This is a genomic window from Rothia mucilaginosa (assembly GCF_964210535.1).
GTDB lineage: Bacteria > Actinomycetota > Actinomycetes > Actinomycetales > Micrococcaceae > Rothia > Rothia mucilaginosa_F.
Map to the genome: position 1 here is coordinate 1 of NZ_CAXOMR010000013.1, position 22,718 is coordinate 22,718.

Consider the following 22,718-nt stretch of genomic DNA (forward strand, 5'->3'; position numbering starts at 1 on the left):
GTTTGAGTGGGTTACCCACCGCAGCTCTACAGTTAGTGTGCGGGTTTTATGCCGCGATGCCTGCTCGGCGTTCCTTCGCCTCAGCCTTCTGGTGTGCCAGCACGCCCTCCGCAAGGCGACGCTTCTGACGCTCACGAGCAGCTTCCTTCTCGCGCTGTTCAGCAGCCCAAGCAACCGGGTCAATGTCGATTGCCTCGTAGTGCCATTCGCCAATGTAGTCACGAATCGGGGCAACCAAGGTCACGGGAATACCGCGGCGCAGGTACACCTCATGGTCGGTGTCTTCAAAAGCGTGGATAATGCGGTTGCCGTCAGCAATCAGGGACTCAAGGATGGAGTCCTTCCATGCGGGGCTATTGGAGCCATCGTTGCCGGGCTTAGCAAATACGTGCTTGGGTTCCAGACCAGCGCGGGTGATGAACTGGTTCAGCTCCTTCATGTAGGTGCCGTCTCGGCCGGTAATCACTACGACCTCTGCGCCGGTTTCTGCCGCGATTTCGCGAACACGGTCGGCAACTTCAACATTGACCGTGGCGTTGCGGATAGCCTTGAAGAATCGGCGGTTGCTGGCGAAGAAACCGGTCAGGTACTTGTCCATCTGATCTCGGTTACTGGCAAGGGTGCCGTCAATGTCGACTGCAATCAGATCCATAAAGGTCTCACTTTCGATCCGTACGGGAAGAATGCGCCTGGTGAGGGCGCGGCGGAAGATTCCCGTGCGGTGTGGCTGGTAAATCGGTGTGTCATAGACGCCCCGGTGAAGGGCGTAGTCTTTTTAGAATACCTTATTTGCGTAAAGTAATGTCCTATCGAATGTCATTATTACAACCACCCCGTTGATGTCATGCAGCATAAGAACGCTGGTGGCGTAGGCTAAGAGCCCACACCACCAGCGTCAAAAGACTAAAACTGTCTCAAGGAGAGAGTTAGAGCAGCGCACCGGATCCGCGGCGCACCAGCACCATGCCGGCGGGTGCCACAATACGCAGCCACTCATCCGAACCTACGTTCGCGGCAAACAGCGGCAGATCCCCGGTGAAGCCCTCCGGGATGAAACCGAACACGCGCAGGGCGAATGCCGCACCGGTCGGCACAAGCACGGTATCGAACTCGGGCAGGTACTCCAGCACCATATCGGAGGACCAAATACGCGAGCGCACCGTAGAAAGCACCGCGGCGCCGGGGTTCTCGGGCAGGGCGCGCTCTACCGCCTCCAGGCCCTCTGCGGTGGCGCGGTGGAACTCTTCGACCGGGACGGTGCCGACCTCGTACCAGCCGCTGATCGGGGCGGACTTACCCGCCCAGCTAGCGTTGACGGTCACCGGAGGCATGAACAGCACCAGCTGCGGGTTCTCCTCGTTAGCCTGCTCTTCTGCCTGCTTCTGCAGACGCGCCAAGCGGTCCAGCAGTGCCTGCGCCTGAACGGTCATGTCCAGGGTGGAATCAGCCAGCAGGTGCAGGGCACGCAGACCCATAATGACCGGGGTGTTCGAGGAGGCGTCCTCCGGTTCCAGGGAGCAGGCGAATACCGCCACCACGCGGCCGCGCGCGGTCAGGCGGATAGCGGCGTCCGGGTTGACCGCCAGGGCGCGAGAAATGTAGGTGGCAAGGTCCTTCACCACTGCGGCACCCTGCGCGCCGCCGGGCAGAATCAGGAAGGGTTCCTCCACGCCTTCGTGGGGGTTGTACTTGAGTTCAATGGGTGCCGCCGCGTTCGGTGCGCTGTTCTGGTCGGGAGCGTTCTCCTGCACGGGGGTATTGTCAGGGGTGGTTTCAGACGGCGTAGTCATTTCTGCTCCTTTTCGGCGTTAGCCTGCTCGGTGGCAAGGGGTGGGTGATATCTGCGATGGTGTGTTAGGCAGACGTTCCGGATCGACAATCCGGGTCATCGTTCCTAGTCAATGTTCCGAATCAACCTGTCGTGGTTGTCTCAGAGTATGCTCTCCCACTCTACGCCAGAAACCGGTTCATTGAAAACGTGCGAGAATAAAACCATGACCAAGCCCACTGTGACCCAAAACCTCATGCGGATGCTGGACCTCTCCCCCGTGGAGGCGGCGCCCGCCTCCTTCGGTAGCGATGAAGTGTCTACCGGTGTGACGCTCACCCGCGAGCAGCCGCGCACTTTCGGTGGTCAGGTTCTCGCCCAGTCGATTATTGCCGCCGACCGCACGGTGGAGGGCAAGGACATCCACTCGATTCACGCCTATTTTCTGCGCCCCGGCGATATTGAGCGTGAACTGTTCTTCGCCACTCAGCGCCTGAACGATAGCCGCTCCTTCTCGACCCGCCGCGTGCAGGTGTTCCAGGATGAGGCACCCATGTTCTCGGCGATTATGTCTTTCCAGGCTGAGAGCCGCGGCCCCGAGCACACCGCGGTGACCATGCCGGAGGTTCCGGGCCCCGAGTCCCTGCCGAAGGTCAGCGACTACCTGGGCGAGCTACCGCATCCGATTGCGCAGGCGGTGGCGTGGGAGCGTCCGATTGATATGCGCCACGTGGATGCTCCCCTGTACACTCAGCCGGATTCCTCCTCGACGGAGCCGCGTGCCTGCGTGTGGTTCAAGACCTTTGACCGTCTGGTACACGCTGATGGTTCTGAGGCGTCGGAGGCGGAGCACCGCGCCGCTATTGCTTACGCTTCGGATTACCTGCCCCTGGAGCCCGCGCTGCGCCGTCACGGCAAGTTCTGGCTGGAGCCGGGCCTCAAGAGCGCCTCGCTGGATCACGCGATGTGGTTCCACCGTTCGGCGCGTGCCGATGAGTGGCTGCTGTACGTGCTGGATTCCCCGAGCGCGCAGGGTGGCAGGATGCTCGCGCAGGGTTCGATTTTCAATCGTTCCGGTGAGCTGGTGGCGACTGTGGCGCAGGAAATGATGTTCCGCCTGCCGGAATACCGCTAAAGTTCCGATACAAACGTTAGAGCATACAGAAAGACCGTGTGAGGTGGTTGTCTCACACGGTCCTTCTTATGTTCTAGTGTACGGTCTAGAAGCCGTTAGGAAGCTCTTATTTAGCTTCGCCGTCAATCACACCGTCCGGGGAAATGTGCACGGTGCTCTTGGTGCGGCGGGAAACAAAGAAGTCACCCACGAATACCAGACCGGTCACCAGAAGACCCAGTGCTGCCATCCATACTGCCGCCACGCCGAAGATTATCGGGAACAGCACCACGAGCAAGCCCAGAATAAGGGTACCAATAGCAGAGAGCTGCAGGTGGCGTCCGGCGGCGTAGCTCAGGTATTTCATGGCCTGGGCAGTCATCAGACGAATCAGCGCCCACATAATCATCCACGTACCCACAATGGTCGGGATGAAGGTTGCCTGTGCACCCACCGAGGCAGTCAGCAGAATCAGGCCAGCCACCACGGTCAAGATGCCGTCAACCAGGTCCCAGCCGGTACGTGCCTGCTTTGGCGTGCCGAAGTAACGTACCAGTTCAAACACGCCACCAAGCCACACCGAAATGGAGAACACATAACCCAGAACTACCAGCGGAATAGCGGGATTGGCGAACATGTAGATTGCCGCTGCAATCAGCAACAGACCGGTAACCAAGGACATCCAGTTATATTTTGAAAGCATAATGCTCTTCTCTTCGTAATCACATGTGTCAGTTGTACTTACGCACATACCCATTATAAACCGTAAATATGAAGTCCGCCACGATATATCGGTCGCCACTGAGCGAACTATTTCTACCGGTGAACACACACCCCTCCCCAGCGCACACAGCGTCCAGCAGGCACAGCAAAGCCCCGCCTCCCCACGCTTCACAACAGCGCAGGAGGCGGGGCTCGCTACCGAATCAACCCTAGCGGGTCAGCTTACGGTGCACCACGCGGTGCGGCTTAGCAGCCTCAGGGCCGAGGCGCTCAATCTTGTTCTTCTCGTAGGACTCGAAGTTACCCTCGAACCAGTACCACTGATCCGGGTTCTCATCGGTGCCCTCCCACGCCAGGATGTGGGTTGCCACGCGGTCCAGGAACCAACGGTCGTGAGAGACGACCACTGCACAGCCGGGGAATTCCAACAGCGCATTTTCCAGGGATGCGAGGGTCTCAACGTCCAGGTCGTTAGTGGGCTCATCGAGCAGCAGCAGGTTACCGCCCTGCTTGAGGGTCAGCGCCAGGTTCAGACGGTTACGCTCACCACCGGAGAGCACACCCGCCTTCTTCTGCTGGTCCGGGCCCTTGAAGCCGAACGCGGACACGTACGCACGCGAAGGCATTTCAACGTTGCCGACCTGGATGTAGTCCAGACCGTCAGAGACGACCTCCCAGAGGCTCTTCTCCGGGTCAATGTTGGAACGGTTCTGGTCAACGTACGAAATCTTCACGGTCTCGCCGACCTTCAGGTTGCCGCCGTCGAGGGGCTCCAGGCCAACGATGGTCTTGAACAGGGTGGACTTACCCACACCGTTAGGACCAATCACACCCACGATGCCGTTACGGGGCAGGGAGAAGGACAGACCGTTAATCAGGGAGCGGCCGTCGAAGCCCTTCTGCAGATTCTCAGCCTCAATAACCACGTTACCCAGGCGGGGTCCCGGAGGAATCTGAATCTCTTCGAAGTCAAGCTTGCGGGTCTTCTCAGCCTCCGCAGCCATTTCCTCGTAGCGTGCCAGACGAGCCTTCGACTTAGCCTGGCGGCCCTTAGCGTTGGAGCGGACCCAGTCCAGTTCCTCGCTCAGGCGCTTAGCGAGCTTAGCGTCCTTCTTGCCCTGAACCTCAAGGCGGGAGCGCTTCTTCTCCAGGTAGGTGGAGTAGTTACCCTCGTAGGGGTACAGGTTACCGCGGTCAACCTCAGCGATCCATTCTGCCACGTGGTCGAGGAAGTAACGGTCGTGGGTAATCGCGATGACAGCACCCTCGTAGGACTGCAGGTGCTGCTCCAGCCAGAGCACGGACTCTGCGTCCAGGTGGTTGGTGGGCTCGTCGAGCAGCAGCAGGTCAGGCTTCTGCAGCAGCAGCTTGCACAGTGCCACGCGGCGGCGCTCACCACCGGAGAGGTGGGTGACGGGCATGTCAGCGGGCGGGCAGCGCAGCGCCTCCATAGCCTGCTCCAGCTGGGAGTCGAGGTCCCATGCGTTAGCGGCGTCGATAGCTTCCTGCAGCTGACCCATTTCTTCCATGAGGGCGTCAAAGTCAGCGTCGGGCTCAGCCATCAGAGCGGAGATTTCGTTGAAGCGGTCCAGCTTGGACTTAATCTCGCCCACGCCCTCTTCAACGTTGCCCAGAACGGTCTTCTCTTCGTTCAGCGGCGGCTCCTGCATGAGGATACCCACGGTGTAACCGGGGGTCAGGCGTGCCTCACCGTTGGACGGCTGGTCGAGGCCAGCCATAATCTTCAGGATGGTCGACTTACCCGCACCATTCGGACCAACCATACCAATCTTGGCGCCGGGGAAGAATGACATCGTCACGTCGTTAAGGATGACCTTGTCGCCCACAGTCTTGCGGGCCTTGATCATCTGATAAATAAATTCAGCCATAGTTACCTATTTTAGCGTGGATTTGCCGGGCAGTACGAGAGTTTTTGGTTGCGTGCTAGGCGGGGTACCGTGCGGGGCACTAGACTCGAAGCTATGAGTACAAACCCCTCCCCTAAGCTTCTACGGCCCGAGGACTTGGAGCAGACCCTGTACCGCCTCGCGCTCGCCATGCCGCTGGCAACCTCCGACCAGCCGTTCGGGCCCGAGCACACGGTGTACCGGGTGGGCGGCAAGATGTTCGCCATGTACACGGAGGGTATCGGCTACCCCATCGTGAACCTCAAAACCGACCCGGAAGAATCCGAGGTGCTGCAGCGCATCTACCCGAGCATCATTCCGGCATGGCACATGAATAAGCGGCACTGGATTTCTGCGGGAGCCGGCGAGGGTGTCACCGAGCAGGTTCTGGAGGAACTAGTCGAGGATGCGTACCTGCGCGTCATGTACTCGCTGCCCAAGGCGAAGCGGCCCATCGAGTTCCGCGAGCGCCCGGTACCCGAAAAGCATTAGGGTCTGAAGGAATCTTTTAAATAGCGGAGCGGGTGAGCTTCGGTCCGGACCACCGAGTTGCTCACCCGCTAAGCAAAGCACTTTTCTATCCGCGGCTGGGAGGGTCATCAACCACGATGAACGCTCGAACCACCAAGCTCCCATCCCATATATTGCGGGGTCCAGTACCATGCACCACTTGTGTGAATACGTGATAGTTGAGTCGGCTCCCCTGCCAGACCTTCCTATGCAGAGGAGGTACTCACACGGGTGCGCTGAATATTCCCTTGAGTGACTCGGCTGTCTCATGCGATGTAGCCGAGAGGGGATCGCTGTCCTCGCCCGAACTACCGGCACGGACGAAGTGTGCTCTCGGGAACAATAATAACCTTTTTGCATTAAAGTGTCACTTTCGGATTGAAGGATATAGAGGGCATTTATTGACCACAATTCAGGTGTTTTATAGCGCCGAACCCACATATCCAATCACCACGAAATACCTACAGATTTTATGCCCCGAAAAATCAAGGAGGGGCCGCGCCGACCCTCCCTTATATCGCCTCCACATGGGCTAATACCCACTTAAAGCAATATTCAGAAAAGTTAGCGCGACCCCTCACTATATGAGATAAATTCTTCATCTCACATGGGCTTCAGCCATAAATCCGGTCAGACGCAGACAAACACAGATGTTAGTCGTCGAATTCCACCTTCTCGAAGCTCATGGTGCCATCAGCGTGCGAGACAACAGTGTTCGGGTCACGCTCACGACGAGCTGCCGCGTACGCATCGTGGCTTGCCTCATCAACCCAGCGGGTCACCACAAAGTAGTCGCCGCCCTCATCCAGGGGGCGCCACAGCTCAAAACCCTCAAAGCCGGGGAAAGAGTCAGCAATGTGGCGGGCAGCAGCGAAGCGCTTCTCCAGCTCAGCCTGGTTGTCGCCAACGACAGCAAGACGGTGAACCTTAACAACGGACATGTGTCCTCCTTCTGTTGAGTACGTGCTTTCAACGATGAAAGCGTATTACCACCTCGCACCACCTATAGGTAGGCTATGTTCTTAGCGAGGTTACCCTCAGAATAACGGTTCGCGGGCACAAAAAATAGGGGTCAGCGCCAACTAACAATTATATGACGCTAACCCCCATCCAGAGGTTTACGAGGCGCTCGCGAGCGCTTGTTCGGCCCCTAGGAATTTGCCTCGGGCTGGGCTGTATCTGTCTGAGTCGCACTATCAGCCTGCGGTGCGGGGCTCTTCTTTGCCTTCTTCTGAGCCGCCTTCGCCGGGTTCGCAAAATGCACCCCGCGCTCAGCCAAGAAGCGGCGGTCCTTCTTATCCCACTGCTCCACCGGGTACGCCTCCAGCAGGTCCGGGCGGCGCTCCAGGGTGCGCTCAATCTGACGGTCACGACGCCAACGCGCAATCGCACCGTGATTACCCGACAGCAGCACCTCCGGCACCTCACGGTCACGCCACACGGCGGGCTTCGTGTACACCGGGTACTCCAGCAGGCCACCCGTATGGGACTCCTCCTCCAGGGAGGCGGGGTTGCCCATCGCGCCGGGAATCAGGCGGGTGATCGCCTCAATCATTGCCATGACCGCGACCTCACCACCGTAAAGCACGTAGTCGCCCAGGGACACGGGCATCACGCGGAAGCTCTCCTGCGCCCAGTCCAGCACACGCTCGTCAATGCCCTCGTAGCGCGCCGGAGCGAAGACAATATGCTTCTCCTCCGCCAGCTCGTACGCCATCGCCTGATCGAAAACGGCACCCGCCGGGGACGGGACAATCAGCAGCGGGCGAGTATCAGCGGCGGGCCCAGCACCTTCAGTAGAGTCTTCGGAAGCATTCAGAGGGGAGGCGGCAAGCACCTCATCCAGAGCCAAACCCCACGGCTCCGCCTTCATCACCATGCCCGCGCCACCGCCATACGGGGTGTCATCCACCGTGCGGTGACGGTCAAACGTGTACTCACGCAGATCGTGCAGGTGCAGATCCACCAGACCCTTCTCGCGAGCCTTACCCAGCAGGGACAGCTTCAGCGGCTCCAGGTACTCGGGGAAAATCGTGACCACATCGTAGCGCACGGACTACTCCCCCGCCTGCTCGGTCGCCTGCGCAGAATCCTGCCCAGCGTCCTCGACCAGGTCAATCAAACCCGCCGGAGGGGTCAGCAGCACAAAGCCGGGCTCATCCTCGGTCGAGGGAACCACCTCGGGCACAATCTCCTCAACAAAAGGAATCATGATCTCTTCACCCGCGCCGGAGGCAAGACGCGGCGAACGAGCCAGCTTAATCAGCAGCAAATCCTGAACCGGCATGGTCTGCAGACCGGTTACCTTACCCAGCGGCTTGCCCACAGCCGGGTTATCCACGGGGCTCTCCCCCTCGGGCACATCAGCGAGCAGGTACACGGGCAGGTTCACCAGCTCCTGCTCGTAGAAGCCCTCTTCATCGCCCTCATCCTCGGGAACCTCGTAGACCAGGCGGCTGCCGCGCAGCTCCTCAGCCTGGTTGCGGGTAGTCACCTCATCAAAACGGACCACCAGAATCTTCTTGTTCCAGCGGGCACCGGCAACCGTCAGCTCACCGGTAGGCGCCACCGAAGCGGCAGCAGAGCCGGGCTTGAAATTCTCGATACCGAGCACCTCACCGCGGGCAAAACGCTCCTGCGGGGCATCAGTAAAGAGCTGAACCGTCACCTCACCACGAATACCGTGAGGCTTACCGATACGAGCCACCACAACCTGCATAATTTTCCTCCGCTGGATACAAGCTAAAAACCTACGCCGCGCACGTGCACGGCTCCCACTATTCTACCGGGCACTTAGGGCGGGCGCATTCTGCAGTCTCGCCACCTCTCCTCCGCGGTGACCGGCGCGAGCGCTCGCACAGATAACTTTGCTGATAACTCACGCCAAGAACTCACGCAGATAACTCAGACCGAGAAAGCGGGTACGCGAAAGCCCCCGCCTTCCGGAAAAATTCCGGGAGCGGGGGCTTCAAGCGTTTACGAGCTAGCGTCGCTTTTTGTCGGTGTCGATAATGTCGATACGCATCGGCTCGCCATCAGAAATAGCGTCCATCACCAGACGGATGCTCTTGGCGGTACGACCAGACCTGCCGATCACTCGGCCCAGGTCATCCGGATGCACGCGAACCTCAAGGGTTTCACGGTGACGCTGAGTGCGCAGGCGCACCTTCACGTCCTCCGGACGATCGACAATCCCTCGAACCAGGTGTTCGAGTGCGTCAGCCAACATAATTACTCAGCTGCTTCCTCAGCCTCAGCCTCGGGTGCTGCTTCCTCAGCAGCCTCTTCAGCCTTCTCAGCCTTGGGGGTGATAGCCTCGGGCAGGATCACGGAACCCTTTTCGGGAACAACGAACTCAGCCTTAGCCTCGACGGGCAGAACCTTGGACTCTGCCTTCTCGCCCTTGAATGCAGCCCAGTCGCCCGAGAGCTTCAGCAGAGCCAGAACCTGCTCGGTCGGCTGTGCGCCGACGGAGAGCCAGTACTGAGCACGCTCAGAGTTAATCTCGATACGCGAGGGGTGCTCGGTCGGGTGGTAAATACCGATCTCTTCGATGGTCTTACCGTCGCGCTTAACGCGCGAATCAGCGACCACAACGCGGTAACGAGGATCGCGGATCTTACCCATACGCTTGAGACGAATCTTAACAGCCACTTTAGTGGTTACTCCTGTTTCATAATTTGGTGCGAGGCACGCGGTTCAGCACCCGTGGGGCGGGCCATTCACGGCGCCTCTATGGACACAACGGCGCGCGAAGAGAGGGGTCGCGCGTCGCCGGGTACTCAGCTAGGGTATCAGAGCCCGAGATTTTAAGCTAGCGACACGGAAAAATAATTGCCACAGGCACCGAACATCACTTTTAAACAGCGTTCTGTGCCCAGTAGCCCCCTGCGCAACCGCCCTGTAGCCGCCGCTAGTCGAGGTTGCTCATCTCCAGAGTCTCCCCCGTCTCCAGGGCGCGGTAGCACTCACGCAGACGCTCCACCATCGACGGACGCACGTAGCCTTCCAGGTTCTCCGGAGCAACCCACTCATAGGTCACCAGCTCAGCATCCTGCAGGGTAATCTTCGTATCCGCCGCAATCACGCCGCCGTCATACATGTAGTAGGTCGAATCGCCCCACACGCCCAGCGACAGGCCGTGGAAAATCAGCAGCACACGGCCCAACTTCAGGTCCAGGCCCAGCTCCTCCACAATCTCGCGCTCGCAACCGGGCTTGGGCGCCTCGCCCGCCTCCACGGTGCCGCCGGGAAGAATCCAGCCGTCCTTATAGTTCGGCTTCACCAGCAGCATCTCGCCGCGCTCATTACGAATCAGCGCGCCCGCCGCCAAACGGCGCGTGGGGAGGGTGGCGATAAAAGCCTTCAGCTCTTCATCGCTCAGATAGGAATCCTTCATGGCTTCTTTCCTTTAGCGGTCGGTTTTCTTCGCAGCACGCTGCCTGATGCTACGCACTATACCCAGGGCACGCTCACGCAGTCCAGAGGGTGCCTGCTCCGTGGACGGGGCGGCATCCTCCACCGTGCGGTAGTGGCCTTCACGTAGGTCATCAATGAGAGTGCGCTTGGTCGGGGGCTGCTCACCTGCAGTGTCACCCGGATGCACCAGCTCAGCATCCGCAACCGGGCGGGCATGCTTCTTCAACTGGGTCTGCTCGAAAGAACGCAGAACCGTCGGAATCAGAGCCGACTCGACCGTAGCGTTCAGCGCAAAGAGCGCGGCAGCCACCGAGAACTTGCGGCTCGCCTTACCCCGCGCGCGGCGGCGGCGCGCCACATTCGCCAGGGTCAGGGCAATAGCGCTCTGAGCCGTCACATCCGCGCCCAGGACAAGACCCACACGACGGGTCTTCGCACGAATCTGCTCCGGAGTCAGGCGCTTGCGGCGCGAACGCGGAGCGGGGCCCTGAGTGGATGAACTCTGCGGTGCGGGGCTCTGGGATACCGGTGCCTGATGCTTGGTATCCTGCGATGCATTCGGCGCAGGTTCGTCGCCCGCCGCGGCATCAGCCGAGGTCGCCTCAGCCTGCGTTGCGGAAGACTGGCTGGAGTACGGTGCGAGGGCGGCCCTCAAATGGGCAAGAACAGCTTCTTCTTCCTCCGGGGTGAAATTCCTGCCACCCGTAGGCTGCGCGTCGTCCTTATCGAAATCGCGGTCCTGCTCGTAGTGGCCCTCGAAGTCGTCAAACGCCTCAGAGTCCAGGAAGTCTTCTTCCTCAGCGTCTTCCGGGAAAGACATGTGAGTGTACTCGAAGGGAATATGACCTTCACTAATGGCGTCCATCCACTCGGCGAGGGTCACGCGGCGACCGGTAGCCACCAGGCGGTAGCTACGCTCCAGGGGCGAGGTGTAGCCGCCCGGGTAGGGCTCGATTTCCTCGTCGTCCTCGAAGGAATCGGCCTCTGCATCACCGAGCTCAGCCGCCTCATGGTCAGGGGCAAGCGCCTCGGCAACCGAGTCATCCAGGGGGAAGATAACGTCCACAGCTTCAGATGCCTGCGCATCAGTAGCTTCAGACTCAGCAGGCTCAGCAGAACCGGCAGGCTGCGCGAAGCCCTCGTCCTCGTTGCCGAAGACGCGCGCGGTGCTAATCGATGCCACATCAAAACCGGTGGTCGGAACCAGCGCCAGCTCGGTAGGAACGTCCAGTAGCTGCAGCACCGACTCCAGCGCCAGGGTGTTGCTCGTATCGCGCAGGTACGCGTTCAGGCGGCGGCCGGTAATGGAATCAGCTTCCACGCCAAACATCGCCATAACATTAGCGATGCCCTGCTCAATTTCGTCCTCATCGGAACCGAAAATCTTCGAGCCCGAAAGCTCCGGGGCGCTACCGGGAAGCTCCGAGAGCAAATCCTCCAGCACGCCGCCAAAGCGTGCGACTTCCTCGCGGCTGAGGGCACGGTTCAGGCGCTTAGGCACACGCTGCCAGGTGAACTCCTCCACGATATTCTCGTAGGGTTCACCGAACGCCTCCAGGTACCACTCCTCATCCGAGTAGGGTTCGCGGGCGGGCTCCTCGTACACCACCAGGTGCTGCTGGTTCGCGTTGCCCTCAGCAATCAGGGCGTTGCAGTTCAGCAGGCCCAGCAGAGCCATCAGGTCCACCGGGTCGGCAGAAATGAGGGTCCACTCCCCCGCCGGTGCGGCAACAACCTGCCGAGTACCGGCAGGAAGGTACGCCAAAAGAAGCCCGGTAATCATGTCAATGGGCAGGTCAACGAGCATTGCGGCGTCGCCGTCCACCAGGAACTCCAGCTCGCCCTGTCCATTGGGTAGCTCCTCCCACACGGTCGCCTCACCCTCCAGGGCGGCACCAGTGACCGGAAGCTGCTCCACCAGCTGCGCCACGTAATCCTCAACGGGAGTACCCACGTGCAGGTGACCGTCAGCGACCTCCAGCACGTTCATGTAACCCTCATCATCCACGGCGCAGAGCACGTAGAGCTGCACCTGATGCTCGCCCATCTCGTAAGCAATCAGCTCCGGGGAGGCGGCGGTCGCCTCAATGAGCGCGGCAATCAGCTCCTCATCGGTGGTGGAGCGAGCCATGATGCGGCGGCGCTGAATCTTCTCCTCCAGCTCCATGGTCTGCTCGATGCGCTCATTACGCTGCTTCTCGGCGGTGCGCTCCTCATCCTGGGCGCGCAGGTACTCGGGGCTATCCGACTCACCGGTGCCGGCGGGTGCGGGGGCATCCTCCCACATGTCGGTGAGCTTATCGACGGTCCACTCTTCGCTCTCCAGGGCGGCGGCGAGGCGGTCAACCTTCGTGCGGTCGTTCCAGGCGCGCTGCGTATCGGGGTCTTCTGCCTTCACCTCATCGTGCATGCTGCGGGCTTCACGAATGAGGTTCAGAATGGTTGCGGCAACATCGTCAACGGCGGGGTCGTCGCTCTCACTCGAGTAGACCAGGTCACCCGCCAGCTCGGCGGAATGCTCACCGTACTCGAGGGCGATGCGCGCCCAGACGGGGGTGTACCCGGGAAGGATGCTCGAGTCATCATCGAGGTCACCCGCGAAGTCACCCTCAAGGTCGCCCGCGAAGTTATCTGCAAGTTCATCTGCAGACTCGGCAGCAGATTCAGTAGCAGGTTCCTCTACAGAATCATCAGCGAAGGCGCGCTGAGACCACGGCGTGACCTGCTCATTCAGCTGATCATCTGTGTTCTCTCGATCCCAATTCTGCTCGTTCTGAGCCATTGATACCTTCCCTTCACACCCATTCATGCACCCAAACCGGGCACCATACCGGTACGGGTGCGCCCCGTAACCACGTGCGCACCCGTACCACCCCTTGCGGGGCTCATATTTGCTCTTACTGCAGGAACTTCTCGAAGCCCTTCGGCAGGTTCATGCTGGACAGATCCATCTCCTGGTTCTGAGCCTGCTGACCGAACGCAGCACCGGCGCGTGCCTGCTGCGCCTTAGCTGCTGCCGCCTCCTGAGCCGCACGCTTCTGCGGGTTGCCGGAGCGAGCCTTCTTCTTCTTGTTGTTCTTCGCGTTCTTACGAGCGCCACCCGCCGCAGCCGCCATACCGGGCATCTGCATACCGCCGGGCATGCCGGGCATCTTGCCCGAAGCGAGCTTCTTCATCATCTTCTGAGCCTGAGCGAAACGCTCCATCAGCTGGTTCACCTCAGACACGGTCACACCCGCACCCTTAGCGATACGGGCACGGCGAGAACCGTTAATGATGCGCGGAGCCACACGCTCGTGCGGGGTCATGGAGCGAACAATCGCCTCCACGCGGTCAATCTCGCGCTCGTCAAAAGCCTCAAGCTGCTGGCGCATCTGAGCCGCGCCGGGCATCATCATGAGCAGCTTCTTCATGGAACCAAGCTTACGAATCTGCTGCATCTGAGCCAGGAAGTCCTCAAAAGTGAAGTCTTCCTGATCGATGAACTTCTTCGCCATGCGGTCGGCTTCAGCCTTATCCCACTGAGCTTCAGCCTGCTCAATCAGAGTCAGGATGTCACCCATATCCAGGATGCGGCTTGCCATACGGTCCGGGTGGAACTGCTCAAAGTCAGTGACGTTCTCACCGGTGGACGCGAACATAATCGGCTTGCCGGTCACCGAAGCCACCGACAGCGCCGCACCACCGCGGGCGTCACCATCCAGCTTGGACAGGACCACACCGGTGAAGTCCACGCCCTCGTTGAAGGCGTTGGCGGTGTTCACGGCATCCTGACCAATCATCGCGTCGATGACGAACAGAACTTCGTGCGGCTCAATCGCGTCACGAATATCGCGTGCCTGCTGCATGAGCTCGGCGTCAACACCCAGACGACCCGCGGTATCGACAATGACCACGTCGTGCAGCTTAGCGCGCGCCTCAGCCACACCGTCACGAGCCACCTGCACGGGGTCACCGGTGGGTACGTCAAACTCGCTGGTCACACCGGGGTGCGGCGCGTACACGGGCACGCCCGCACGCTCACCAACGACCTTCAGCTGGGTCACCGCGTTGGGGCGCTGCAGGTCGGATGCAATCAGCATGGGGGTGTGGCCCTGGCCCTTCAGCCAGTGAGCCAGCTTGCCCGCCAGGGTGGTCTTACCGGCACCCTGCAGACCCGCCAGCATGATGATGGTCGGGCCGCTCTTCGCCATGTTGATGCGGCGGGTCGAACCACCGAGGATGCTCACCAGCTCCTCGTTCACGATCTTCACGATCTGCTGGGAGGGGTTCAGCGCCTCGGAAACCTCCGCACCAAGAGCGCGTTCCTTCACGTGGGCGGTAAATTCGCGGACCACGGGGACGGCGACGTCAGCGTCGAGCAGGGCGCGGCGGATTTCGCGGACGGTTGCATCAATGTCTGCCTCGGAGAGGCGGCCCTTGCCGCGCAGGTTCTTAAAAGTTGCCGTCAAGCGGTCGGAGAGAGAATTGAACACGAGCCGTGATCACTTTCTTAACGTTGAGGTGGCCCCCAGCCGCGAAGGCGAACGGGGATGGTTAGTCAGTCTTTAAGGATACAGGATGCGCGCTTTCTCCCCCGCCTCCACCTGTGGATAAGTGGCGCCGGTTCACCCTGAGCTCAGGATTTATGCCGCAGGGCGTCTCCAGTCGAGGCGCACCGGGAGCCCGACGGAAGCTTTCAGCACACGCTCCCCGCCCCACCGCAGCGCTCCCAACACGTCAGATAGATTAGATTTTCTAGACAGCCTGGGTTAGAATTCTAAAGGTGTTACGCACGAATGCGTGATACGCCCGAGTGGCGGAATTGGCAGACGCGCCTGACTCAAAATCAGGTTCTTCGGAGTGTGGGTTCGAGTCCCACCTCGGGCACCAACGCAAAAGCGGCGGGAAAGTTTGAAGCTTTCCCGCCGCTTTTTGCATATCTACCCTATGCATTCCAGGTTCTACGCCCATCCGCGCATCAGATGCGGCAACACTAGAGATAGATAGAGACAGATCGAGACGCAAGAAACCGCCGCCCGACCGTGAGAATTCACGACCGGGCGGCGGTTCTATATACCGAGCGTAGCCTGAGTATTACCCTCCGCTACGCATCGAAAAGATCGGTGAGCGGCTTAGCGCTTGACCTCGTTCTCCTCGTAAGGACGCAGAGCCTCACGCTCACCCTCAGCACCGTAGACGCGGTGTACCTGAACCATGTTGGTGGTACCTGCCCGGCCTGCGGGAGCACCGGCAGCAACGACGACCAGGTCGCCAGCTTCTGCCAGACCATTCTTGAGCAGGTACTCATCCACGAAGGTGAAGATAGCTTCCTGATCAGTAATCATCTCAACCTGCTCAGCTTCAACACCCCACAGCATGGACAGGAAGGAACGAACCTTCGAGCTGGTGGTGAACGCGACAATCGGGGTCTCGGGACGCAGACGTGCCAGACGACGTGCGGAGTCACCGGACTGGGTGAAGGTTACGATGAGCTTTGCGTCCAGCTGGTCGGCAATGTTCACTGCTGCGCGGGTGATTGCGCCGCCGCGGGTGCGGGGCTTGCGGTCCAGTTCGGGCACGCGGTACAGGCCGCCCTTTTCGGTGTCCTTGACGATTGCAGCCATAGCCTGCAGGGTCAGAATCGGGTACTTACCGACCGAGGTCTCACCGGAGAGCATAACTGCGTCTGCGCCGTCGAGGATTGCGTTAGCGCAGTCAGAAACCTCTGCACGGGTGGGGACGGGGTTGTCGGTCATGGACTCGAGCACCTGGGTTGCCACGATGACGGGCTTTGCCCAGCGGCGTGCCATGTCGATTGCCTTCTTCTGGACGAGGGGAACCTCGGAGAAGGGCAGCTCAACGCCGAGGTCACCACGAGCAACCATGATGCCGTCGAACTTGTCGATGATGTCCTGCAGGTTCTCAACAGCCTGGGGCTTCTCGATCTTGGCGATGACGGGTACGCGGATACCCTCTTCTTCCATGATCTTGTGGACGGGGTCAACGTCTGCACCGGTACGGACGAAGGAGAGCGCAATGATGTCTGCACCCATCTTCAGTGCGAAGCGCAGGTCGTTCGCGTCCTTCTCGGTCAGCGCGGGCAGGGAGACTGCTGCGCCGGGCAGGTTGATGCCCTTGTTGTTGGAGATGGGGCCGCCGACGACCACGCGGGTGCGAACGCGGGTGGGGGTTACCTCAATAGCTTCGAGGCGAATCTTACCGTCGTCGAGCAGGAGCTTGTCGCCGAGCTTTACGTCGCCGGGTAGGCCCTTGTAGGTGGTGCCACAGATTTCTGCGGTACCTTCAACGTCTTCGGAGGTGATGGTGAAGTCTGCGCCGGGCTCAAGGTATTCCTTGCCGTTTGCGAAACGCTCGAGGCGAATCTTGGGGCCCTGCAGGTCGGCGAGGATCGCAACGTCCTTACCAAGCTTTGCAGACTGTTCACGGATGGTGTCGTAGCGTGCCTGGTGCTCGGCGTGGTCACCGTGGCTCATGTTCAGACGGGCGACGTTCAGGCCAGCCTTGATTGCCTCGGAGATCTTCTCGGGGGACTCGATTGCCGGACCGATGGTTGCAACGATTTTTGCGCGCCTCATGTACCTAACCTTTGTGTGTTGTTTTGTGCGACCACTGAGGGTTCACACTGATTTTCCGGGGAAGACTAACGTCAAATTCCCAATTATTCCCACGCGTTCTAACAGGTAACCACATGCCGGATGCGTGGGACTCTTTCTCAATTATAGGGGTTTTACGCCCTCTTGGGTATGTTTCTCCCAACTCTTTCCATCGAAGAAATTGTGTTTCACGTCGCATTTTGAACATCACCTCTCCCCCGTCGAGCACACCACGAGAAGCCGGCTTCCACCCCCACCTCGCCCGGAAAGTAAATTAGGGTGCTTTTTACCCATATAAACCCCTTGCTGCGCAATATTTAGTCACACTCGAGAACATTCGATCGTATTTCAAAAACATAGAGACACTCAGAGTGGGCTATGAGAAGATAGATAGGGCTCCAAGAGCTAGGCGATTTCACATTTTCGCGCGCCTAGCCTATATTGGAACCCATAATTAGTATTTGAAATGCGAAATATATCTGGAAGGTTCACAGATGACTACTCGCGTGCTGATTATCTTCGGCTCCACCTACGGCTACACCGAACAGTACGCCACCTGGCTGGCAGAAGATCTGCGTGCACTCCCGCAGGCTCCCGAAGTTGAGACTGTCCCCGCCTCCAAGGTCACCCCCGAGCAGGCAGAGGCATTCGACGCCTTCGTGATCGCCGGCAGCGACTACGGTGGATTCCTCAACGGCGCACCGGCTCTTCGCAAGAAGATTCTGCCGATCATTGCACCCAAGAAGAACCGCACCGCATTCTTCACCGTCTCCTTCACCGGTGAGTACTCGAAGAAGCTGCTCGACAAGGCCGTCGCCAAGAGCTACACCCCCGAACTGACCGAAGGTCGCCCCGTCTACCACCTGCGTGGCGGCATCGACTTCGACAAGATTTCACTGGCTCACAAGACCGCCCTGAAGGGTCCCGTGCGCGCATGGCTCATGGCAAACCCGCACCCGAACGAAGGTATTCAGCAGATGCTCGAATGCTACAAGACCGGCAAGGCTGAGTACATCGATCGCGAGACCCTCAAGCCGCTGATCGAGGACATCGCCAAGTTCCTCTAAGCCCTTCGGGAAACATAAGCTTTCGCCTCTTCCCACCCGCTCTTTCAGCCGGACACCAGAACCTGAAAGAGCGGGCGGGAAGAGTCGAGAAAAACGTGCCGACAGGCACCATATACGTGGTCGATGACTCTTCATCTCTCCTGCATCGACCATGAAACTCCGGGTACCGGTGCGAGGCCGCGCCAAATACAGTACCCGGAACATGAGGGGTGGGTCTTTGTGTGTGCGGCCCACCCCTTTCCTTATACCCGCAAGCCAAAGCCTCGGCAGCGTAGCCTCCGACAGAGCAGTCCACAGAGTGAAATTCTCAACGCCCCGGCGTGTCGCGCGCCTAAAATTCTTCGCAAAAATTCAAGCCCATAAATGCACCGACAAGCCGCAAAACTAAACAGGTCCCCCAAAGACGCCAATTTGCTGTGCACTCCGTGAAAAATATGCCACCAGAAAGGCGTCCCCAAAACATTGCGCACAGCAGTGCAAATACCGTAGGCTGTTAGCTGTGTCCACCGGTTGACACAACAACAGTTGATATACCCCAATAGTCAACTACCCACATATTCGCTCGTAAGCCCGAACACACAAGGCTACATCGACACATCCACCTCTCAAATACAGGCAAAACTATGAAGAAACTCCAGACTGCCGCGCGCTCCGCGGCAGCCCGCTCCATCATGGCGTCCGCAGGTGCACTCTCCCTCGTCGCCGCCTCCCTCACCTCCGTTCCCGCAGCCTTCGCCGCTCCCAGCGCGAGCGCATCGGCACAGGTCAACACCAACGCATCGTACGAGGAGCTCACCTACGCTCCCGCCCCGGATGCCTCCCTCGTCGAACGCTCCAACCCCGCTATGGGTGCGGGTGAACGCGAACGATTGGGCACCGCGAACGCACGCACCGGCGCAACCTCCCCCGCCTCGACCGCAACTCTGAGCGGCATCTCTGCGACCCAGAGCTCCGCGCAGGGCCTGGCGGCGGGCCAGCACCTAGCGCAGGGCCGCTCCGCGTGGACCCCCACCGGCGGTACCCTCGGCATGGACGTCTCCTCGCACCAGCAGAACGTGAATTGGGCGAGCGCCTACGCCGCAGGTTCCCGCTTCGCCTACGTGAAGGCAACCGAGGGTGCCTACTACACCAACCCCTACTTCGCTCAGCAGTACAACGGCTCGGCGCAGGTCGGCATGGTGCGCGGCGCCTACCACTTCGCGAACCCCCGCACCTCCTCAGGTGCCGATCAGGCACGCTACTTTGTGCAGAATGGTGGCGCGTGGACTGCTGACGGCCAGACCCTGCCGGGTCTGCTGGACATTGAGTTCAACCCCTACCCCGCCTACGGCAACACCTGCTACAACATGACCCCGGCGCAGCTGACCGCCTGGACCCGCGATTTCGTGGACACCTACCGTTCGCTGACCGGACGCGCCCCGATGGTGTACACCGCAACCTCCTGGTGGTCACAGTGCGTGGGCTCGAAGCAGTTCGGCACTCTGCCGCTGCACCTGGCAAGCTACTCGACCGTTGTGGGCGCAATTCCCGCAGGTTGGAGCGGCTACGACATTTGGCAGTTCTCCGCTTCGGGCCCGTTCGTGGGTGACTCGAACTTCTTCCCCGGCACCGTGAACGATCTGAAGGTTCTGGCAAAGAACCCCAACGCGGTGCACCGCAACTGGTCGAACGGTCAGGATTCGAATGTGGTGACCACCGCGACCGGTTCCATTGATATTCGCACCGGCATCGGTAACTTCTGGAATAAGAATCGTTCCTTCTACGGCAACCCGATTGGCACCGAGTACTCTCTGGGTCACGGCGTGTATGCGCAGAAGTTCACCAACGGCAAGACCATCTACTGGACGAACTCTCACGGTTCGCACTGGCTGGTCACCAACGGCGGCCTGGATTATAAGTTCCGCTCGGACGTGGCACGATTCCGCGGCCTGACCACCGACGAGGAAACCCGCTCCGACACCATCGCGGTCTCCTTCGCCAACGGTGAGGGTGGCTACTGGTCCAACGCGTACGGCACCCACATCATCAATGAGCGCGGCTCCATCTACGCGACCTGGCGTGCAGCTGGCATGAGGGGCGTGCCTACCACTGACGAGCAGAATCTGGGCAACGGCATCATCAAGCAGGAATTCACCGGCAGCACCACCTACGTGTGGTCCGCACAGACCGGCACCCACCGCCTGCACACCGGCGGCGCGTTCTACCACCGTTTCCTGCAGCACCGCGGCACCTGGGGTGCACCGGTGACCGATGAAACCGCCACCTCCACGGGTGCTCAGGTGCGATTCGCCTCCGGCAAGGTACTGCTCTGGTCGGATGCGTACGGTGCGTACGAGACCAACGGTAACGGCGCAATCTTCAAGCACTGGGAGAAGAATACCGCTCGCTACGGTGCGGCACGCGGCGACGAGTCCTACGCGAACGGCGTGTACTACATGGACTTTGAGCGTGGCACGATCCGCTGGACCGCGCGGCGCGGTATCTACTAAGAGCGTGGCATTTACTCAACGGCGCGGCAGCTAATAAACACTGCAACGCGCATATAAAAACGAGGGGCACCTGGCAGAGGTGCCCCTCGTTCTTTTGCTACAGGAAGCATCTTCTGAACAACACAAAAATCAAGATGCGTTCTGCAGCGGGTGGGTTACCGAGTGAGTAGAGAACCCGGCTATGTTACCCGTGCCGGCAGGTAAATTTATAGTGTGGCGGGCGAACCACCACGAAGTCATGCAGTGTCCTAAAAGCCCCGGATTAGTGTGGCGGACATAGTCCCCATTGACTATGTCCGTGGGGCCCACACTAATCGTTGGTGAGACCTCAATCCGAAGGTGTCTAGAGGGGCGCCTGGCCGGAATTAAGGACTCAACGGTGAATAACGGCACGGTACGAAGATGCTGAAATTCACCCGGGTATGGCGTTCTGGGAGAAGGAATCGATATCTAGGAGGGCCGAAACCTTCACACGTCATATCCCGTTACATCTAGGGTAGGTGCAGGGGCGTTCGAAACCTATCTCTTCGGCAAATATTACGCTTCAACCAGTGGTTGAATGTTTACAATACAAGTATGCATTTTGAGGCCTATAGATGTCAAACAAAATGCTATATTGAACTAATTTTGTGAAAATTTTGAGATATTCCCCGATATTTTCAAAAATAAATTCCCGCGTATATTACGTTTAGGTGCCTAGTACTCACAGAGGTTTTCAGCTCCTCACGATAACGGCTCTCAAAACTCGGAACCCTAAAACGCCGCGTTAAAAACACTAAGGCGCACCCCGCGTCGTATGCACAGCAGAAAGAGTACCCCTACTCCCCCGCCACACGGGATGCGCCTTAGGCGCTATAACCATCGAAGCTACCGGCAGGACCTCACGAGTGAGACCTTGAAGCCCCGCCGGGCGCCTCGACCCATCCGCTAGCTTAGAGGCTAGCGAAGTCCAGAACCATACGGCCGGTAATCTTACCCGCCGCCATTTCCTCGAAGACAGCCGGTGCCTCGTCAACCTCACGCAGCTGAACCACCGGAACCACGATGCCGTCAGCACCGAACTGGAATGCCTCCGCCAAATCCTGACGGGTACCCACCAGGGAGCCCACCACGCGGATGCCGTCCAGAATAATCTTCACAATGGACAGCTCCATCATCTCCGAGGGCAGACCAACAGCGACCACGGAACCGCCCGCGCGAACCGACTCAACAGCCTGGTTGAACGCAACCTTCGACACTGCGGTCACCACGGCAGCGTGAGCGCCGCCGCCGGTCAGCTCGCGAATACGAGCCGGAACATCCTCAACCTCACGGCCGTTGATGACGTGGTCAGCGCCGGTCTCACGAGCCAGAGCCAGCTTGTCATCGTTGATGTCAACGGCGATAACCTTAGCGCCGAAGACCTTCTTAGCGTACTGAACAGCCAGGTTACCCAGACCGCCAGCACCGTAAGCAACCAGCCACTGACCCGGGCGAACCAGCGACTCCTTGATTGCCTTGTAAGTGGTCACACCAGCGCAGGTAATGGAGCTAGCCTGTGCCGGGTCCAGACCCTCCGGAACCTTCACAGCGTAGTCAGCGGTCACCAGGGTGTACTCGCTCATGCCGCCGTCAACCGAGTAGCCTGCGTTCTTCACAGAACGGCACAGGGTCTCACGACCCGAGGTGCAGTACTCACAGTGGCCGCAACCCTCGAAGAACCAAGCCACCGATACGCGGTCGCCTTCCTTCAGGGACTCAACACCCTCGCCGACCTTGACGACACGGCCGATGCCCTCGTGACCCAGAATACGACCCGGAACCTCACCGAAATCGCCGGAAGCCACGTGCAGGTCAGTGTGGCACACGCCCGAGTACTCAATCTTCACGAGCGCCTGGCCGTAACCGACAGCCGGAACGGGAACCTCACGGACAACAACCGAACCGTCAACCTTCTCAGGGACAACAACAGCCTTCATGGTTTCCTTGCACATGACCTAAACTCCTTAGTCATCGGTGGCCGCGCTCAAGCCGCAATCTGCAATCTGCGCTGTGCAACCTAGCGGGGTGGGCGCGTGTATTCTTTACATTTCCACCGTAAAATGATGAGCCGCCAATCTAAAGGACCTTCCCCGAATATGACAGA

General features: G+C 59.5%; 18 protein-coding genes and 1 tRNA gene. 5 read left to right on the top strand and 14 right to left on the bottom strand.

What is annotated here, in order from left to right:
* Positions 1 to 46: 46 nt before the first annotated feature.
* Together AB8C10_RS05540 and AB8C10_RS05545 are read right to left on the bottom strand one after the other, a co-directional pair.
* Positions 47 to 652 carry a phosphatase domain-containing protein gene (locus tag AB8C10_RS05540; RefSeq protein ID WP_368867109.1) on the bottom strand — a complete coding sequence of 202 codons (606 nt, stop codon included), beginning with the start codon at positions 650 to 652 and terminating at the stop codon, positions 47 to 49.
* Between the two features lie 274 nt (positions 653 to 926).
* A complete protein-coding gene (locus AB8C10_RS05545; protein WP_368867110.1) occupies positions 927 to 1,790 on the bottom strand; it encodes a transcriptional regulator in 864 nt (287 codons plus the stop codon).
* A 204-nt stretch (positions 1,791 to 1,994) separates the two neighbouring features.
* Between AB8C10_RS05545 and AB8C10_RS05550 the strand changes: the two genes are divergently transcribed.
* On the top strand, positions 1,995 to 2,903 hold the full coding sequence (locus tag AB8C10_RS05550; protein ID WP_368867111.1) for an acyl-CoA thioesterase: 909 nt from the start codon (positions 1,995 to 1,997) through the stop codon (positions 2,901 to 2,903).
* Positions 2,904 to 3,009: 106 nt separating this feature from the next.
* Here the strand turns inward: AB8C10_RS05550 and AB8C10_RS05555 are convergent, their stop codons facing one another.
* Both AB8C10_RS05555 and ettA read right to left on the bottom strand, forming a co-directional pair.
* Complete coding sequence (locus AB8C10_RS05555; RefSeq protein ID WP_368867112.1) at positions 3,010 to 3,585, bottom strand: HdeD family acid-resistance protein; 576 nt, start codon at positions 3,583 to 3,585, stop codon at positions 3,010 to 3,012.
* A gap of 229 nt (positions 3,586 to 3,814) precedes the next feature.
* A complete protein-coding gene (ettA, locus tag AB8C10_RS05560) occupies positions 3,815 to 5,494 on the bottom strand; it encodes an energy-dependent translational throttle protein EttA (protein ID WP_311469426.1) in 1,680 nt (559 codons plus the stop codon).
* A gap of 93 nt (positions 5,495 to 5,587) precedes the next feature.
* Here ettA and AB8C10_RS05565 point away from each other — a divergent pair, with 93 nt between their 5' ends.
* Positions 5,588 to 6,004, top strand: coding sequence for an MmcQ/YjbR family DNA-binding protein (locus AB8C10_RS05565; RefSeq protein WP_368867113.1), 417 nt, complete (start codon positions 5,588 to 5,590; stop codon positions 6,002 to 6,004).
* 671 nt (positions 6,005 to 6,675) lie between these two features.
* Here the strand turns inward: AB8C10_RS05565 and AB8C10_RS05570 are convergent.
* The 8 genes from AB8C10_RS05570 to ffh form a co-directional block, all read right to left on the bottom strand.
* A complete protein-coding gene (locus tag AB8C10_RS05570; RefSeq protein WP_012903365.1) occupies positions 6,676 to 6,963 on the bottom strand; it encodes an antibiotic biosynthesis monooxygenase family protein in 288 nt (95 codons plus the stop codon).
* A 209-nt stretch (positions 6,964 to 7,172) separates the two neighbouring features.
* Positions 7,173 to 8,075, bottom strand: coding sequence for a tRNA (guanosine(37)-N1)-methyltransferase TrmD (trmD, locus tag AB8C10_RS05575; RefSeq protein WP_368867114.1), 903 nt, complete (start codon positions 8,073 to 8,075; stop codon positions 7,173 to 7,175).
* Positions 8,076 to 8,078: 3 nt separating this feature from the next.
* Positions 8,079 to 8,741, bottom strand: coding sequence for a ribosome maturation factor RimM (gene rimM / locus AB8C10_RS05580; protein ID WP_296548469.1), 663 nt, complete (start codon positions 8,739 to 8,741; stop codon positions 8,079 to 8,081).
* A 264-nt stretch (positions 8,742 to 9,005) separates the two neighbouring features.
* Positions 9,006 to 9,251: an RNA-binding protein gene (locus AB8C10_RS05585; RefSeq protein WP_005505691.1), complete on the bottom strand. Its 246-nt coding sequence runs from the start codon at positions 9,249 to 9,251 to the stop codon at positions 9,006 to 9,008.
* 2 nt (positions 9,252 to 9,253) lie between these two features.
* A complete protein-coding gene (gene rpsP / locus AB8C10_RS05590) occupies positions 9,254 to 9,676 on the bottom strand; it encodes a 30S ribosomal protein S16 (protein ID WP_049358453.1) in 423 nt (140 codons plus the stop codon).
* Positions 9,677 to 9,935: 259 nt separating this feature from the next.
* Complete coding sequence (locus tag AB8C10_RS05595; RefSeq protein WP_303955298.1) at positions 9,936 to 10,421, bottom strand: NUDIX domain-containing protein; 486 nt, start codon at positions 10,419 to 10,421, stop codon at positions 9,936 to 9,938.
* Positions 10,422 to 10,433: 12 nt separating this feature from the next.
* A complete protein-coding gene (locus AB8C10_RS05600) occupies positions 10,434 to 13,223 on the bottom strand; it encodes a hypothetical protein (RefSeq protein ID WP_368867115.1) in 2,790 nt (929 codons plus the stop codon).
* Between the two features lie 115 nt (positions 13,224 to 13,338).
* Positions 13,339 to 14,916 (bottom strand): signal recognition particle protein, encoded by a 1,578-nt coding sequence (ffh, locus tag AB8C10_RS05605; protein WP_049349072.1) that lies wholly within the window; start codon positions 14,914 to 14,916, stop codon positions 13,339 to 13,341.
* Between the two features lie 314 nt (positions 14,917 to 15,230).
* Here ffh and AB8C10_RS05610 point away from each other — a divergent pair.
* Positions 15,231 to 15,313, top strand: a tRNA-Leu gene (locus AB8C10_RS05610).
* Between the two features lie 242 nt (positions 15,314 to 15,555).
* On the opposite strand, the gene pyk is transcribed toward AB8C10_RS05610, so the two are convergent.
* A complete protein-coding gene (gene pyk, locus AB8C10_RS05615) occupies positions 15,556 to 17,019 on the bottom strand; it encodes a pyruvate kinase (protein ID WP_368867116.1) in 1,464 nt (487 codons plus the stop codon).
* A gap of 512 nt (positions 17,020 to 17,531) precedes the next feature.
* Here pyk and AB8C10_RS05620 point away from each other — a divergent pair.
* Positions 17,532 to 18,104 (top strand): flavodoxin domain-containing protein, encoded by a 573-nt coding sequence (locus AB8C10_RS05620; RefSeq protein ID WP_049354549.1) that lies wholly within the window; start codon positions 17,532 to 17,534, stop codon positions 18,102 to 18,104.
* 623 nt (positions 18,105 to 18,727) lie between these two features.
* Positions 18,728 to 20,593, top strand: coding sequence for a GH25 family lysozyme (locus AB8C10_RS05625; protein ID WP_368867117.1), 1,866 nt, complete (start codon positions 18,728 to 18,730; stop codon positions 20,591 to 20,593).
* Between the two features lie 932 nt (positions 20,594 to 21,525).
* On the opposite strand, the gene adhP is transcribed toward AB8C10_RS05625, so the two are convergent.
* Positions 21,526 to 22,566: an alcohol dehydrogenase AdhP gene (gene adhP, locus AB8C10_RS05630; RefSeq protein WP_083313506.1), complete on the bottom strand. Its 1,041-nt coding sequence runs from the start codon at positions 22,564 to 22,566 to the stop codon at positions 21,526 to 21,528.
* Positions 22,567 to 22,718 lie beyond the last annotated feature (152 nt).